Source organism: Clostridium muellerianum, from assembly GCF_012926525.1.
Taxonomy (GTDB): Bacteria; Bacillota; Clostridia; order Clostridiales; family Clostridiaceae; genus Clostridium_AM; species Clostridium_AM muellerianum.
The window spans coordinates 1-16,142 of sequence record NZ_JABBNI010000021.1 but is presented as its reverse complement, the minus strand read 5'-3'; the positions used below and the strand labels follow the sequence as shown (position 1 = coordinate 16,142).

18 protein-coding genes and 2 pseudogenes are annotated in these 16,142 nt (G+C 30.1%); 12 read left to right on the top strand and 8 right to left on the bottom strand.

Annotated features, from left to right (window positions below):
• The first annotated feature begins 57 nt into the window (after positions 1–57).
• From HBE96_RS11750 to HBE96_RS11695, 12 genes and pseudogenes are all read left to right on the top strand, one after another.
• On the top strand, positions 58–498 hold the full coding sequence (locus HBE96_RS11750) for a MarR family winged helix-turn-helix transcriptional regulator (RefSeq protein WP_169297944.1): 441 nt from the start codon (positions 58–60) through the stop codon (positions 496–498).
• A 139-nt stretch (positions 499–637) separates the two neighbouring features.
• Positions 638–1,138, top strand: a complete 501-nt coding sequence (locus tag HBE96_RS11745) for a GNAT family N-acetyltransferase (RefSeq protein WP_169297943.1) — start codon at positions 638–640, stop codon at positions 1,136–1,138.
• Between the two features lie 204 nt (positions 1,139–1,342).
• Positions 1,343–1,471 (top strand): annotated as a pseudogene (locus HBE96_RS11740) (arsenical-resistance protein); the annotation flags it as partial.
• Between the two features lie 28 nt (positions 1,472–1,499).
• Positions 1,500–1,703 (top strand): DUF4177 domain-containing protein, encoded by a 204-nt coding sequence (locus HBE96_RS11735; RefSeq protein ID WP_169297942.1) that lies wholly within the window; start codon positions 1,500–1,502, stop codon positions 1,701–1,703.
• 661 nt (positions 1,704–2,364) lie between these two features.
• Positions 2,365–2,694 (top strand): ArsR/SmtB family transcription factor, encoded by a 330-nt coding sequence (locus HBE96_RS11730; protein WP_169297941.1) that lies wholly within the window; start codon positions 2,365–2,367, stop codon positions 2,692–2,694.
• Between the two features lie 81 nt (positions 2,695–2,775).
• Positions 2,776–3,153 carry an arsenite efflux transporter metallochaperone ArsD gene (gene arsD, locus HBE96_RS11725; RefSeq protein ID WP_169297940.1) on the top strand — a complete coding sequence of 126 codons (378 nt, stop codon included), beginning with the start codon at positions 2,776–2,778 and terminating at the stop codon, positions 3,151–3,153.
• 21 nt (positions 3,154–3,174) lie between these two features.
• A complete protein-coding gene (arsA, locus tag HBE96_RS11720) occupies positions 3,175–4,920 on the top strand; it encodes an arsenical pump-driving ATPase (RefSeq protein ID WP_169297939.1) in 1,746 nt (581 codons plus the stop codon).
• Between the two features lie 137 nt (positions 4,921–5,057).
• The gene (gene arsB, locus HBE96_RS11715) at positions 5,058–6,113 is read left to right on the top strand and encodes an ACR3 family arsenite efflux transporter (RefSeq protein ID WP_169297938.1); all 1,056 of its coding nucleotides are present in this window, start codon (positions 5,058–5,060) and stop codon (positions 6,111–6,113) included.
• Between the two features lie 298 nt (positions 6,114–6,411).
• A pseudogene (locus HBE96_RS11710) lies at positions 6,412–7,441 on the top strand (FAD-dependent oxidoreductase).
• Between the two features lie 145 nt (positions 7,442–7,586).
• A complete protein-coding gene (locus HBE96_RS11705; protein WP_169297937.1) occupies positions 7,587–7,880 on the top strand; it encodes an ArsR/SmtB family transcription factor in 294 nt (97 codons plus the stop codon).
• Between the two features lie 33 nt (positions 7,881–7,913).
• Positions 7,914–8,153 (top strand): thioredoxin family protein, encoded by a 240-nt coding sequence (locus HBE96_RS11700; protein WP_169297936.1) that lies wholly within the window; start codon positions 7,914–7,916, stop codon positions 8,151–8,153.
• Between the two features lie 116 nt (positions 8,154–8,269).
• A complete protein-coding gene (locus tag HBE96_RS11695; protein WP_169297935.1) occupies positions 8,270–9,238 on the top strand; it encodes a permease in 969 nt (322 codons plus the stop codon).
• 148 nt (positions 9,239–9,386) lie between these two features.
• On the opposite strand, the gene HBE96_RS11690 is transcribed toward HBE96_RS11695, so the two are convergent.
• The 8 genes from HBE96_RS11690 to menA form a co-directional block, all read right to left on the bottom strand.
• Positions 9,387–10,781 (bottom strand): 4Fe-4S binding protein, encoded by a 1,395-nt coding sequence (locus tag HBE96_RS11690; protein WP_169297934.1) that lies wholly within the window; start codon positions 10,779–10,781, stop codon positions 9,387–9,389.
• Positions 10,782–10,799: 18 nt separating this feature from the next.
• Positions 10,800–11,336: a FixH family protein gene (locus HBE96_RS11685; RefSeq protein WP_169297933.1), complete on the bottom strand. Its 537-nt coding sequence runs from the start codon at positions 11,334–11,336 to the stop codon at positions 10,800–10,802.
• Between the two features lie 66 nt (positions 11,337–11,402).
• On the bottom strand, positions 11,403–11,918 hold the full coding sequence (locus tag HBE96_RS11680) for a DoxX family membrane protein (RefSeq protein WP_169297932.1): 516 nt from the start codon (positions 11,916–11,918) through the stop codon (positions 11,403–11,405).
• 54 nt (positions 11,919–11,972) lie between these two features.
• Positions 11,973–12,797, bottom strand: coding sequence for a polyprenyl synthetase family protein (locus tag HBE96_RS11675; protein WP_169297931.1), 825 nt, complete (start codon positions 12,795–12,797; stop codon positions 11,973–11,975).
• A gap of 226 nt (positions 12,798–13,023) precedes the next feature.
• Entirely contained in the window at positions 13,024–13,728 is a 705-nt protein-coding gene (ubiE, locus tag HBE96_RS11670; protein ID WP_206154910.1) for a bifunctional demethylmenaquinone methyltransferase/2-methoxy-6-polyprenyl-1,4-benzoquinol methylase UbiE, read from the bottom strand.
• A gap of 143 nt (positions 13,729–13,871) precedes the next feature.
• A complete protein-coding gene (locus tag HBE96_RS11665) occupies positions 13,872–14,150 on the bottom strand; it encodes a hypothetical protein (RefSeq protein ID WP_169297930.1) in 279 nt (92 codons plus the stop codon).
• Between the two features lie 148 nt (positions 14,151–14,298).
• Positions 14,299–14,934: a CPBP family intramembrane glutamic endopeptidase gene (locus HBE96_RS11660; protein ID WP_169297929.1), complete on the bottom strand. Its 636-nt coding sequence runs from the start codon at positions 14,932–14,934 to the stop codon at positions 14,299–14,301.
• A gap of 161 nt (positions 14,935–15,095) precedes the next feature.
• A complete protein-coding gene (gene menA, locus HBE96_RS11655) occupies positions 15,096–15,992 on the bottom strand; it encodes a 1,4-dihydroxy-2-naphthoate octaprenyltransferase (RefSeq protein WP_169297928.1) in 897 nt (298 codons plus the stop codon).
• Positions 15,993–16,142: the final 150 nt, after the last annotated feature.

The window sequence follows — 16,142 nt, the reverse complement described above, 5'->3', positions numbered from 1 at the left end:
TACAAAACTGTTGCGTATAACAACAGTTTTATGTTACAATTAATTAGAGGTGATTAAATGGGAAATCAGGGAAGTAATTATTTACGTGAATTAATAAGAGTATTAGTGAGAAACTTAGGTATATTAGAAAAAGAAGATACGAGCTGTTGTGGTGTAACAATTTCACAATGTCATGCCATTGTAGAAATTGGAAGGGCAGAGGAAATATCACTAAATGAACTTGCTAAAATACTAACAGTGGACAAAAGTACAATGAGCAGAACTATAAATAATCTTGTAAAAAATGAGCTAGTAATTAGAGAAATGCATCCAGAAGATAGACGCTATGTAACAATAAAACTTACTGATAAAGGAATGAAGGCATTTAAAAATGTTGAAAGTGGAATGCAGGAGTATTATGAAAATATTTTTAAAGCTATTCCAAAAGAAAAGAGAGAACAGGTGCTTGAAAGCTTGAAATTACTTACGGAGGCTGTAAATAAAAATAAATGTTGTTGATGGAGGTATTATTATGGGAAATAACATTAGGGAAAAGCTTAAAGCATATTATTGGGGGAGAGCTTATTGATGCTGCTTTTGTAGGGTACATGTAAAAATATATAAGCTTGAAAAAGTTGTAAAAAGGAGAAAAAGGAAAATGAATTATAAAATTGAAGAAATGAAAAAAGAAGATTGGAAAGAAGTTTCAAAAATATATTTACAAGGTATTAATACAGGTAAGGCCACATTTCAGACAGAAATTCCAACTTGGGAAAGTTGGGATAGTAGTCATACTAAATCATGCAGATTGGTAGCTCGTTTAGAAAACAAGATATTAGGCTGGGTGGCTTTAAGTCCAACTTCAAGCAGGTGCGTTTATTCAGGTGTTGCAGAAGTTAGCATATACATAGGAGAAGAATCTAGGGGAAAAGGTATAGGAGAATCTCTACTTACAAATTTAATTGAGCTATCAGAAAAAGAAGGATTTTGGACTTTGCAATCAGGAATTATAAAGGAAAACCTGCCTAGTATAGCATTACATAAAAGTTGTGGATTTAGAGAAATTGGAGTGAGAGAAAAAATTAGTAAAATGAATAGTGGTGTATGGCATGATGTAGTTTTAATGGAACGTAGAAGTAAGGTGATTGGAGTTAATTAGTTATTTGGTTAGAATTATAATATTTATGACCTTGTATTTCAAAAATGAAGTTATATATCAAGATTTTTGCACATTCTTTTGCGACTTATGCTGTAAAATAAATACACTGTGTCATAAGTCATATCTTTTGTTGAAATATTGCAGAATAAACATTTATGCCTATCTTATGCGTTATCAGGTTTATCAATTAGAACAACATCTATTCCTTTAGTTTTAATAGCATTGTTGTTTACTATAGTTATAATGTTTATGTTTAAGGGGAAGTATATTATTGAGTTAACAATAGATGTAGTAAGAATTGATATACCTTTGATTATATATTTTATAAATATGTAGATAATGTAAAAGGAGTGAATTGATTATGACATGGCAATATAAGGTGTTTACAGTTGATCATTTTTTAAATTCAGATGAAAATCTAACTATGGAAGAAAAATTAAATAAATATGGAGAGGATGGATGGGAACTTGTAGGGATGTTGCAAAAGCCATTTAGTAGTCCAGGTAATTCGCCTAAATATTTAGAGGAAGATTCAATAGTATTAAAAAAATCCACTGAAGATTAGTTTAAAATATTTATCATTTTATAGTAAGTAGAAGTTAAATAAAGTATTCTTATAAGTATATTAGAAACCTACAAAAAACATATAATAAAAAATTAATGAAAGCTAAGCGATTTGAAGTTTTTTAAATGAAGTTATATATTAATCTTTTTAGAAAATTACAAATTATTAAAGCTCCCATATAAATATGGGAGTTTTATATTAAATAATGTTGATTATTTTGGTTGTAGATTTAATTCTTCAGATATTATCTGTGCACATTCTTCTATGATCTCTCCTGTAAAATAAGTGAACTGTCTCATATGTTCCTTAGAACCAAGATTCATATCTTTTGTTAGAACTCTGCAGCATAAAAATTTATGCTTATCTTTAAAAATATCATGTAATTCTTTAGATAAAGCTATGGTTTAATTGATATTCGAATTTTTAGTTTTTCATCTACCAAAGAATACTATTACATAAATAAAAACTCTACAAATTTGAGTAATTTATATTGTTTCGAAGAATAATAGGAACACTTTATATATAAATGCATAAAATGTTGAATATAGATTATCATAAATATAGTTGATGATTTAATGATTAAAAACTACGTAATATTGACTAGGAGCGGACAATTGTTATATACTATAGATAGATAGATATCTATATATGAGGTGGTAAAATGGACAGAAATTATGAAATGAATGCGAGAATACTTAAAGCTTTATCAGATCCAAGTAGATTAAAAATTCTTGATATATTATCCTGTGGTGAAAAATGTGCTTGTGATATACTAGAACATTTTGATTTTACACAACCTACTTTATCACACCATATGAAGGTGTTAATGGAATGTGGACTTGTAAAATCTAGGAAAGAAGGTTTATGGAGTCATTATTGTTTGGATAATAATAATACAAGTAAATTAGTGTTGTTTTTAATGGGGATTTTTACTGATACAGATGATTGTATTTGTAAAGAAAAAAATAAATGCAATTGTAGTGAGCAGTAATCAATGAATCTTATTTAGTGAGATTGTTACATCAGATAGCCATTAAATAAAATGTTATTTTAAATAAAGGAGAGATAAGATATGAAAAAGATGATTATTTTCGATCCAGCTATGTGTTGTTCAACAGGAGTATGTGGACCAGGAGTTGATCCAGAATTGTTAAGAGTAGCTACAGTGCTAGATAACTTGAAAAGAAAAGGTATAGTGGTTGAAAGACACAATTTAACAAGTAGTCCTCAGGCTTTTGTTGACAACGAAGTTATTAATGAGATTTTAAATATTGAAGGAGTAGATGTATTACCAGTTACTATAGTTGATAATGTTGTAGTAAAGAAAGGATCATATCCTACTAATGAGGAATTTTGTAAATTACTTGATATACCAGGGGATTATTTAAAAACTGGACTTAAGTTAAAAAAGAAGTCTGGAGGATGTGGTTGTAATGGTGGATGTTGCTAATTGAAGAAAAGAGGGATAACTATGGTAAAGAATTTTTCCTTAGAAAATTTAGAGTTAACTAAATATATATTTTTTACTGGGAAAGGTGGAGTTGGAAAAACATCAGCAGCGTGTGCAACTGCAGTTACTTTAGCGGATCAAGGGAAAAAAATTATGCTTATAAGCACAGATCCAGCTTCAAACCTTCAGGATGTATTTAATACAGAGTTAAATAATAAAGGAATTGCTATTAAAGAAGTACCAAAATTAGTAGTAGCAAATTTTGATCCAGAGCAAGCTGCTAGAGAATATAGAGAAAGTGCTATCTCGCCATATAAAGGAAAACTTCCAGACTCAGTAATAAAAAATATGGAGGAACAACTTTCAGGATCCTGTACTGTGGAAATTGCAGCCTTCAATGAATTTTCTAATTTTATAACTGATGAAAAAGTAGAAAAAGAATTTGAACACATTATATTTGACACTGCACCAACAGGTCATACCTTAAGAATGCTGCAGCTTCCATCAGCTTGGAGTAATTTTATAAGTGAAAATACACATGGAGCATCTTGTTTAGGACAATTGGCAGGACTTGAAAGTAAAAAAGAAGTATATAAAAATGCTGTAAAAACTTTAGCAGATGGAGAAAAGACCACACTTATACTTGTGTCGCGACCACAAAGAACACCTTTAAAGGAGGCAGAAAGGGCATCCAAGGAACTACAAGATATAGGAGTAAATAATCAAATATTACTTATTAATGGAGTGTTAAAAATTCATGATGACCGCCTTTCAAGTTCAATTTATAAAAAGCAAGAAGAAGTTTTAAAAAATATACCAAAACATTTAAGAAAATTAAAGACATACAAAATTCCATTAAGACCTTATAATGTAACAGGTCTTGAAAATGTAAGAGCTTTTTTAAAGGAAGATAATATTAAATATAGTGATGAAACTTTAAATAATGAAAAGATGCTAAAATTAAAAACAGTCATTGATGATTTATATAGTACAAATAAAAAAGTAATTTTTACAATGGGGAAAGGTGGAGTTGGAAAAACCACAATAGCAGCAGCTATTGCCTTAGGTCTTGCAGAAAGAGATAAAAAAGTGCATTTAACTACTACAGATCCAGCGGCACACTTGAAGTTTGTTTTAGATGATAGCTATGGTATTACCTTAAGTCATATTGATGAAAAAAAGGAATTGGAAAAGTATAAAGAAGAAGTTTTAAGTAAGGCTAGAGAAACAATGGGAGAAGAAGACTTGGCTTATGTAGAAGAAGATTTAAGGTCTCCGTGTACTCAAGAAATTGCAGTATTTAGAGCTTTTGCAGAAATAGTTGAAAGGTCTGAAAATGAAATAGTTGTTATAGATACTGCACCAACAGGACATACACTGCTGCTGTTAGATTCTACCCAAAGTTACAATAAAGAAATTGAGCGTTCACAAGGGAATATACCGGAATCAGTTAAAAAGCTTTTACCTAAGCTTAGAAATGCTAATGAAACAGAAGTTATAATTGTAACTTTAGCTGAAGCCACACCTGTATATGAGGCTATGAGATTAGAGGCTGATTTAGAGAGGGCAGGTATTAATAGTAAATGGTGGATTATAAATTCAAGTTTATCTGCAACTGATACCACCAATGCTGTTCTCAGAGCAAAAGCAAGCAATGAGATAGCCTGGATAAATAAAGTAAGTGAAATTTCTGATGGAAATTTTGCAGTTATTGAGTGGAAAGAAAAAGAAGTAAAAGGTGATAGGTTGCTAGATTTAATTAAATAAAATAAGAAGTTTAGTAGAAAAAACAATTGAATAAAGGCTGTTAATATAATAGTAATATATTTTATTCTGAATTAAAAGATGAAAAATTAGGTTTCATTAATGATTAAAGATAATTAGAAGTTATTAGGGGGGGTAATATGAGTAGTCAATCATCAAGATTATCATGGCTTGACCGTTATCTAACACTATGGATTTTTATTGCAATGGCATTAGGAATATTTTTAGGATGGGCCATGCCAGGTCTATCTAATACATTGTCAAATTTGTCAATTGGAACAACATCTATTCCTATAGCAATAGGACTAATAGTTATGATGTATCCACCACTTGCTAAAGTTAACTATAAGGAACTTGGAAAGGTTTTTCGTAATCCAAAAGTATTAACTCTTTCGTTAGTTCAAAATTGGGTTATAGGACCAGTATTAATGTTTACTTTAGCAGTTATATTCCTCAGAGGGTATCCACATCTTATGGTAGGTTTAATTCTTATAGGACTTGCAAGATGTATTGCTATGGTTATTGTATGGAATAGTCTTGCAGATGGAGATAGTGAGTATGCAGCAGCATTAGTAGCGTTTAACTCTATATTTCAGGTAGTATTCTATTCAATATTTGCTTATATATTTATCACTGTATTACCAAAGGCCATAGGATTGCAAGGGATGCAAGTTCATGTTTCTATGGGTGAAGTAGCTTCTTCAGTAGCTATCTATTTAGGTATTCCGTTTATTGGAGGTATGCTTACAAGATTACTTTTGGAACCTAAGAAAGGAACGGAATGGTATACTAAAACCTTTGTACCTAAGATAAGTCCTTTAGCTTTAATAGCATTACTATTTACTATAGTTATAATGTTCATGTTTAAAGGAAAATATATTATTGAATTGCCAATGGAAGTGGTAAGAATTGCTATTCCCTTGCTTATATATTTCTTAATTATGTTCTCAGTATCTTTCTTTATAAGTTATAAATCAAAAATAGATTATCATAAAACAGTTAGCTTATCATTTACAGCTGCAAGTAATAATTTTGAATTAGCAATTGCAGTAGCAGTAGCAGTTTTTGGCATTCAATCTCAGGAGGCTTTTACTGCCGTTATAGGACCATTAATTGAAGTACCTGTTATGATTGCACTTGTTAACGTAGCCTTATTGTGGGGAAGAAAATATTTTGGATTGAAACAAGAAAAATAGTATACAATGCCAATTTATTATTGAATGAAAGGAAGTTATATAATTATTAATTGGTTTTTGTTGATTTTAATGATATATACCTAATTAGGGAATTCACTTAAATACTTAGATATAGATTCAATAGTATTTGAAAAAGCCTGTTAAAGTTGAATATTATAGAGTTTAAAATAAAGTATTTTATAGGTATATAATCAAAGAAATTAGCAAAAACCATATTGATTTTAATATTTATAGTTTTTAAATAATATTTTTAGTGTAAATTTTTAAGTAATAATGATTACGAGAGGCGATAATGTTTATGAAAGTTGTTATAATAGGTGCTGTAGCTGGTGGAACATCTGCAGCAGCAAAGATTAGAAGAAATGATGAAAATGCTGAAATTAAAATCTTTGATATGGATTATGATATATCTTACTCAGGATGTGGATTACCTTATTACATAGGTGAAGAAATAGTTGATAGAGATGACTTGACACCAAGAAATGCAGAGTTCTTTAAGAAAAAATATAATGTAGATGTGTTTAGAAGACATGAGGTTCTAAAAATAAATACTGAAGATAAAGTTTTAACTATAAAAAATTTAGATACTAATAATGTGTTTAATGAAAGTTACGATAAACTTGTTATTGCAACAGGCGCGAAGCCAATAGTATCTAATATACCAGGAGTAGAAAAAAGCAACGTATTTTATTTAAGAAATGTTAAACAGGCAGACAAAATCAAAGAATATATAATGAAGAACAAACCTAAATCTGTAGTTATAGTAGGAACTGGTTTTATAGGATTAGAAATAAGAGATGGTCATTAAAGCTATTGCAGATAAAAATACAGGAAAACTTCTTGGTGTTCAAATTGTTGGATACGCTGGAGTGGATAAGAGAATAGATGTATTTATTACAGCAATAACTTTTGGAGCTAAAGTTGAAGACTTATTCCACTTAGATTTATCTTATGCACCACCATTTTCAACAACTAAAGATCCTGTAATATATACAGGAATGATTTTGGATAATGCAATAAATAGAGGAAGAGAGCTTATAACTCCTGATGAACTTAATAAATTAGTTAATAATGGGAAAGATGTTACAATAATAGATGCGAGAATAAATAAGCAATATGAAGAAGCTCATGTAGATAGTGCAATAAATATACCTCATGATCAGATAAGAAAAAAAGCTGGTGAACTAGATAAAGGAAAGGTTGTTATAACATACTGTAATAAAGGTGTAACTGGAAATGCAGCACAGAATATATTAATAAACAGAGGATTTAAGAAAGTCTATAACATATCTGGAGGTCATAAAAATTATAAAGCACAGACTAAGTAATTATCTAAACAGTGAGTGGTTCATAAGGTGCTATTTAATTTTTATATGATTTTTATGTTAGTGATATTGACAAAGTAAATTACTAAGTATATACTAACTATATAACAATTTAATTATATAGTTATATTCCTCGGAGGATAAATATATGAATAAAGAAGAAATAAGCGTTAAAGTTTTTAAAGCATTAGGACATCCTATAAGATATAAAATAGTTAAGTTTTTGTATGATGGACCAAAGTGTGTATGTAAATTAAATGAAGATATAGAATTCAGTCAGGCTAATTTATCTCAGCATTTAAAAATACTTAAGGAAGCGGGTATACTATCATCTGAGAAGGTTGGGATGAATACTCATTACAGGATTAGTAGTGAAGAAATAAAAAATATAATTGATAGTGTAGATAAGCTTGTTATGAGTGATTTTCATGATTCTAAATAAAATAATTATATATAAATTTAGGAGGAGTAAATTATGGAAATAAAAATTTTGGGATCAGGTTGTTCAAATTGTAAAAAGCTTGAGGCTAATGCAAAAGAAGCTGTTAAAGAGCTAAATTTAGAAGCTGACATTACAAAAGTAGAGGATATTAAAGATATTATGAAATATGGAGTTATGAGAACACCTGCCATAGTTATTAATGAAAAGGTTAAAATGTATGGTAAAGTTTGTACTGTTGATGAAATTAAGAAATATATTAATGATGAAATGTAGAGATAAGCTTTATTAAAACAGGACTTTAACCCTAGTTTAATAGGATTGAAGTCCATTATATTAGAAAACTACATAAGTATTTAATTATAAGGTTATAATTAGAATGGAGGGGTAATATGTTTACACCTATACAAATTTTTGCTGATTGGCTTATTTATAATATATTTGGAATTGCTAAAGAAAGTAGAATTGGAAGCGCTTTAAATTTCTTTGTATTTGATACCATAAAGATATTTATATTGCTATTAATTATTATTTATGTAATTACCTTTATAAGAAGTTTCTTTCCACCAGAAAAAACAAGAAAGATACTTGCAAAGAGTAAAGGAAGCACATTTATTGGGCACGTTCTTGCAGCGTTACTTGGAATTGTTACACCATTTTGTTCATGTTCTGCAGTGCCACTTTTTATTGGTTTTGTTGAAGCAGGAGTACCTCTTGGGGTTACATTTTCTTTTTTAATAGCTGCACCAATGGTAAATGAAGTTGCATTAGGACTTCTTTATGGTCTGTTTGGAATAAAAGTAGCTGTAATTTATGTAGTTTCTGGTGAAATAATTGCAATAGTAAGTGGTATTATAATTGGAAAATTAAAAATGGAAAAGCATGTAGAGGGATACGTTTATGAAATGCAGATGAATTCTGATTTAGAAATGCCCGATCCAACTACAAAGGAGAGATTAATTGATTCCTGGAATTTTACTAAGGATTTGATAAAGAAAATATGGTTATATGTAATAATCGGTATTGCCATAGGTGGTTTTATACATGGATGGATTCCAGCAGGAGCATTGGCAAAATATGCAGGAAAGAATAATCCATTTGCAGTATTTGTAGCTGTATTAATTGGAGTTCCATTGTATTCTAATGCTGCTGGAGTAATTCCATTAGTTAGTGAACTTACAAGAGCTGGAGTTGCAATGGGAACATCATTAGCATTCATGATGGCTGTTACAGCACTTAGTTTGCCAGAAGCAATTCTTTTAAGAAGGGTTTTAAAGCCTAAACTATTAGCAGTATTCTTTGGAGTAGCAGCATTAGGTATAGTATTTACTGGTTACTTATTTAATTTTATAATAGGATAAAATTTTTATTTGGTATATAATAAAATGAAATATTAAAAGCTTTCTTTGGTTGTAAATTTAAATTAGCTAAAGAAAGCTTTTTACATTTCTATTTAAAGATAATTTTATGCAATTCAATTAATTTATTGTTTTTTCGATAGCATTTAAGTTACATACGCATTGCCATTGGAAGCATGAATAGTACTATATTTATAATACCTAGTATTACTATTAAAGTACTATATACTATTGAAGTTTTTAAGGACTTAGTATTTTTACCACCATAATTACTCTTAGCAAGTTTATATGCAGTATATATTGATCCTATAGTTCCAAGAGCAATTAAAATATATTGAAGAGATTGTATTGTTGGAGTATCCAAAATTGCTGTTGAACCACTCATTTCAATATTAAATAGTCCCATGAAAGTATAGAAGATTGATTTTCCTTCCGCTAATAAGTGGAAAAGGTTGTGAGCTATATGGGCAGCCATATCTAGTGGGATAATAGCATATCCAAATTTAGTAAAGTTTTCTTTTGCAGAATCTTTGTTAAACTTTTTAGCAATTAATCCTGTTGTTAATAACAGGATTATAGGGATTAGCATTGCTATAGCAAAGGTTAAGGTGAAGGTTACATAGTAGCTATCTGTACCAGTAGCTTTTTCAAGCCAATTTAGTATAGGTTCCCATATGTTAAGCATAGTGATGTTCTGTACAAATACTATGCCCATAATTACAACAGCAAGAAAAGATTCTTCAAGCCTAGGCTTACGGATAAACCACAATTCTCTAGTGGGCACACGTCTTGATATTTTAATAGAATTATTTGGACAACTCTTTACGCAGTTACCACAGAAATTACACTCTGCGTTAGTATCCATAATTCTTGGAAATTCAAACATAGGACATCCTGCTGCTTTATCATTTCCGTTGTAACAAGCGGCAACATTGCATTTAGCACATTTTTCAGGAGTGGCTCTAAGTTCCATCATACCTGCTCTAGTATAGTTAGCAGACAATCCTCCTAAAAAACAAACATATCTACACCAGGTTCTACGTTCAAATATAGCACCGGAAGCAATTACTCCTAGAGTAATTAGTAAGAGAAGGTTACCAGAACCTCTTGGTGATTCAACAACACCAAAAATGTGATCGCTCCACGTAATTAAGATGAATATTGCATCAATAATCCAAATTCCATATTTTTTTAAAAATTTAGGTACAGGACGATTATTACCAACAAATTTTTGAACTAGATCGTTAAGGGTGCCAAAAGGACAGATTGTACACCAAAATCTACCTAATAATAACATTATAATTGGCAGTAGAGGCCACCATAATACCCAGGTTGCAGCAGTACCAAAGTTATCATGGGCGCTTGTTGAACCGAATAAAAGTTGATAAACTATAAAAGCAAATACTATTGCTACTGGCCATTGAAAAACACCTGGATACCATTTGCTTTTCATAAAGCTTGCAAATTTTTTGTTGTCTAAAAGGTTTTTGTCATGTGATGAGTATGTTTTTTCTTGATCAATCGTAGTTTTCTTCTTTTCTGACACAAAACATTACCTCACTTTCTATGATTTTATGGCTTTTTTATTCTTCTTTGATATCCCAGCAGTTATTATAATTAGGGCAGTTACCACTAAGAAGCCTCCAACAACAAGGAAGTTAGGTCCAGAACTTACTACATCAACATTAAAATCAGCCATCTTTTCCACAGAACCTGTCATAAAACTTGTTTTAACTTTCCATTCACCTTTATCACTAAATTTTACAGTTCCAACATATTCGCCATCTTCATGGCCTTTTTTAAATTGTATGGTTTCAGGCTTTGAGGCATCCATACTCATATCACCCATGCTACCTTTATCCATTTCTACAGATACTTTAACATCAGCGTTATTTATCGGATTGTTCTTATCATCAGATAATTTAAGTGTTAACTGATTTTCACCAGTTTTAGCCTTATCTCCTGTTAGCATAAGAGTTGACTTAATTCCATCAACTGTCTGTTCTATCATTTTTCCAGTACCATCAGCTAATACTGATGTAGATAAAGTTAGAACTAAAGCTGAAACAATTGATAACTTTTTAATAAGTTTGTTTTTCATTTTGAATACCTTCCTTTACAATTAGGTTAATATTTTTGTTTTTTAGAGTTGATAATAGTGACAAAATTATGTTAACGTCTTTATATTAGAATTTTTATTGAAAAGTTTACTTAGCCTAGGTACGATAAATTTATCAAGACCAAATATGTAAGCATTTGATCCAGCAGCCATAAGTAGAATAGCCACAGTATATAGATTAGGGTTTGTACTAGTTGTACCAGCTAACATATAGTTTAAATTCATAAATGCCCCAGCAAGTAGACCAACAATTGTTAGAGCACCAAGAATTAAGGATATTCCTACTAGTAATTCACCATAGGCCACTAAATAGCTAAAAACTTTGGCATTAGGCAGAGCAACACTTTGAACGAAACTAGCATACCAACCTTGTACTAAAGGATGATCGCCAGTAGCCTTAGATAAAGACCCTTTTAGAAAACCCGTTATAGCCACTCCGGCTTTGCTTCCTACCCAGGTAGGATTAGACACTTTTTCAATGGCTGCAGATATCCATTCATAACCAAGCCATATTCTAAGCACTGTCCAGAGAATAGCAAATCTTTTATCGCGAAAAAATTTCATTTGTATACACACTCCTATTTTTTATTTATAACTTAAAGTAAAAGAAACTAGTTACTATAATGCATTCTCTACCTTAGGACTATAAAAATCTAAAACATAGTCTACTAACATAATTAAGCTTTGCTTGTATGCTGAGTCTTTTAAATTCCCGATAGAAGCTTTAGCATTATATGCAAATTGAAATCCATCTTCAATAGTTACATTTTTCATTGCAACGGGATCTTCATCAATATAATCATCAAGTATTTGATATGCCATACCAAGGTTTTCACCGTATTTAGAAAGCATATTAGACTCTTCGTAAGTCGCATAAGCTATGCTGCTGCCAAGAATGCAACAAGCACTCATAAAGGATGCTGTTTTTCCTAAAATGATTTTAAAATAAGTTTCACGATCTGGTGATGGATTTTTAGCATTCAATATTTCAGCTGCAGACATTGATTCGGTGACTCTACCCATTACCTTGGCAAATTCTTTTGGTAGACTATCTGAGAAAATAGTAAAGGCTCTTGAGTACAAAGCATCACCGGTAAGCACTGCTATTTTATTTCCAAAGGTTTTATTTAAGGTTTTTTGCCCCCGTCTTAATAAGTCGCCATCTATGATATCATCATGAATTAAACTTGCGCTGTGAATAAGTTCTAAACCTATTGCTAGTTGAATTAAGTTATGTTTTGCAGATGGGGTAAGTGTGCTATTAATAGCACCTGTAGATAAAAATGTTAATGTGGGTCTTAGACGTTTGCCAGGAATTGAAAAAAAGTAACTAAATATACCTTCTTTTATAGGCCCATCTAATTCTGCTGCAATGTTTTTAAATTCTAATTCAAGTTCATTAAGTTCTTTTATTATTGGGATTGAGATTTTATTGAAGCTCATTTTTTCACCACCTATATATTCTAATTAAGAAAGTTAATATATAATTTATTCTTCTATATCTCGACACAATTGTTATTATAGAGACTTGCTGTGAAGAAAATATGAAGATATATCTATAGAGCTAAAAATCTATAAAATAATTTTAAACCCGAATTTAGTTATGAATTTTATAACTAAATTCGGGTTTTTTATCTAACTATAAGTTAATAGAATATTATACTAGTATCTATTTTTTTACTCCATAATGAATAGAAGCAATTCCAGCAGTTAAAGATTTATAACCAGTACTTATAAAACCAGCATTATCAAATAAATGTTTTAATTCATTTTTCGACATGAACTTTTTTACAGAATTTCTAAGGTAGGTATAAGCTTCTCTGTCTTTTGTACCTATATAACCAATAGTGGGCAGAATAAAGGTTAGATATATTGAATGTAATTCTTTGATAACAGGAAGCTCTGGATTAGATAACTCAAGACAAATTAGTTTTCCTCCAGGCTTTAAGACTCTATATATTTCTGACAGAGCTTTGTTTTTATCCTTAATATTTCTAAGACCAAATGCAATTGTTACATGGTGAAAGCTATTATCTTTAAAGGGCAGATATAGAATATCACCTTTAATTAGTTTGAACTTGTAATCTCCTATACTATGATTAAGTCTCTTATAACCAACATTAATCATTTCCTGATTGAAATCTAGTCCTATAACTTCAGTATTTTTACCTACTTTTCTGCAGGCATGATAAATCATCTGACCTGTACCACAGCATAAATCCAGGACTTTATCATTGACTTTTAAATCACACATTCGAATAGCTTTTTTTCTCCAAAGTTTATCTATATTAAAAGTAAGAATTGAATTCAACTTATCATACTTTTCTGCTATAGAGGAGAAAATATTTTGAACATCTATGGTAGTATTCATCATGCACAGCATCCCCTTTTTATAACTAAATTTGTTCCATAATATATAATTCAAGTTTCCGTTGTTAATATTTTGCGATTATTTTTAAGGAGAGAAATCTTTAATATAAAGACTCTCTCCTTAAAAATAACTTTATCCTTTTAAATCTATAGGACTTCATTACTATTTGTATTACTTTTTTTACTATCACAACAACTTTCTTTTTTATTTTTACCTATCATCATTGGTATCATAAAGACCATCATTATTGGGCATAAAAAAGGTGTTATTTTCCCAATTACACTACCAGTATTAGGACTTAATTTTGTTATAATTGGCAATAATCCTATGATAATTATAGGTAATCCACAGCAGAGAATCATATGCATCATATGCTTTAATGGATTATGCTTATGAGTTCCTTTTTTATCTCCATGACAATTCATATATATATCCCTCCAAATTGTTTTTTAATTTATAAAATAATTTTTATTGTAATTGAATTATACAGTGTATATATAAAGAAGTTATGAAGAAATTAAGAAGTTATAAAAATTAATTATTGGAATGTTTTTATATACATAATTAAAGTAATTACATTAGTGGAAACAGGACAAATATTGTTAAATCCCAAATAGCGTGAGAGATAATAACTGGAATAAGGCTCTTCTCTTTTTTGTAAAGCCATCCCCAGAATAATCCGCACACCAAAGCTGCGATAATTAGCATAAAATTACCTGTAACAATATGCACAGCTGTATATAATAAAACTGAAAATAAATATCCTTTGTTTTCTCCAAATTGTTTACCTAGAGTATTTTGTATAAAGCCTCTCCAGTATAGTTCTTCACCTGGGCCAATTATAAAAAATAGCAACAAACCTATTAGTGATAGGTTTGTATTTGATTTGTTACTGTAAACTGATAAAATTTGAGCATCTTTAAATGAAAATAAGTATCCTGATATAATATTTCCAGTGTAAAATATCCCATATAAGGCTATGGCTGAAATTACCCCAATTAGAATATATCTTCCTTTTATTTTTCCAAAGAAGAAGATATTTCTATTAGAAAAGTAGGCCATCAATATTAATAGTAATATTGATCCACTCATTTCTATCCAAAAGTTAAAGGGTTTTATAACAAACATTAAGAACCATAGAATTGCAGCTGTAAACAGTGTAAAAGTTAAATATTTATAGTTTTTATTGCTCAAGATTAATACCTCCATTTAGGCATCTGAAAGAAAATAACAAGTCCAATATGTGACGGGTATTTTTTGTAAGACAAGAAGACAGGTTCCGCAGAAGCTTAAGCTATCTAAGGGTTCTGTGGATGCAGTATTACAAAAAATAGACTAGCATATGTAATTGTTATTTCTTTAAAAATGCATTATCTTATATAAGAAGATAGTATCGAAATAATAAGGATAACTCCAAATTGTCCCTGAAGTTTTGCAGTTTCTTGGTCAAGTGTAGCTAGTTCAGAAGTAGATCCATTAGACATATGCAATTTATTCATATTTTTTAATGCTGCTGGCAATGTAATTAGACAAAGTGAACTTCCAATAGGGATAACTTTACAATAAGCTATACCTAGAACAACAATATAGGAAAAAGAAATTAATCCATAGTAAATATAACAGGAATTAGTCCTTCCAATTATTATAGATATAGTTTTTATTCCAGCTTTTTTATCATTATAAATATCTCTAATATCATTTGCATGTAAAATTGCTGTAGTTAAAAGCCCAATAGGGATGGATAACAAAAGTACACTGGCACTGATCCTCTGAAGTTGTACAAAATATCCACCGAGAACCATTAAAGGACCAAAGATTATAAATACTAAAGGAGCGCCTAAACCTCTATACTTTAACATAAGTGGCTTACCTGTATAGAAATAACCACTTAAAGCGCCTATGGTTCCTAGAAGCAGAATGAAATCACCTTTTTTAAAAGCTAAAAATAATCCTAGCATACATCCTGAGGCTAGAATTAAACGCCCCCCTTTAGATAGATCTCCAGGAGTTAACAAATTTTCAAAGATAACACCACTAGAAGAGCCGGATTCTTTTGTATCAACTTTATTTGTAAAATCATCATAATCATTAAGCATATTTACAGAAGCTTGTAAAAGTACAGCAGCCAATAAAGAAATTAGGTAGTATGTAAACTGAAATTTTGATTCTTTTCCAGCAAATATGGCACCTATTGTAACTGGTATTATAGAAGCTGTTAAAGAAAAAGGTCTTGCAGCTCTTAACCATATTTTACATTTTTGTTTCATTTCTTATCCTCCTTCTATATTTGGTTAGTGTAAAATTTTTTTACACTATTTTTATAAATTTTCTTTATATATCAAGGGTTACAGAGTTTTTTAAATAAAAAAAACAATGACCCCCTATTTCATGTTATAATTGAATCTCTCACCAAACAA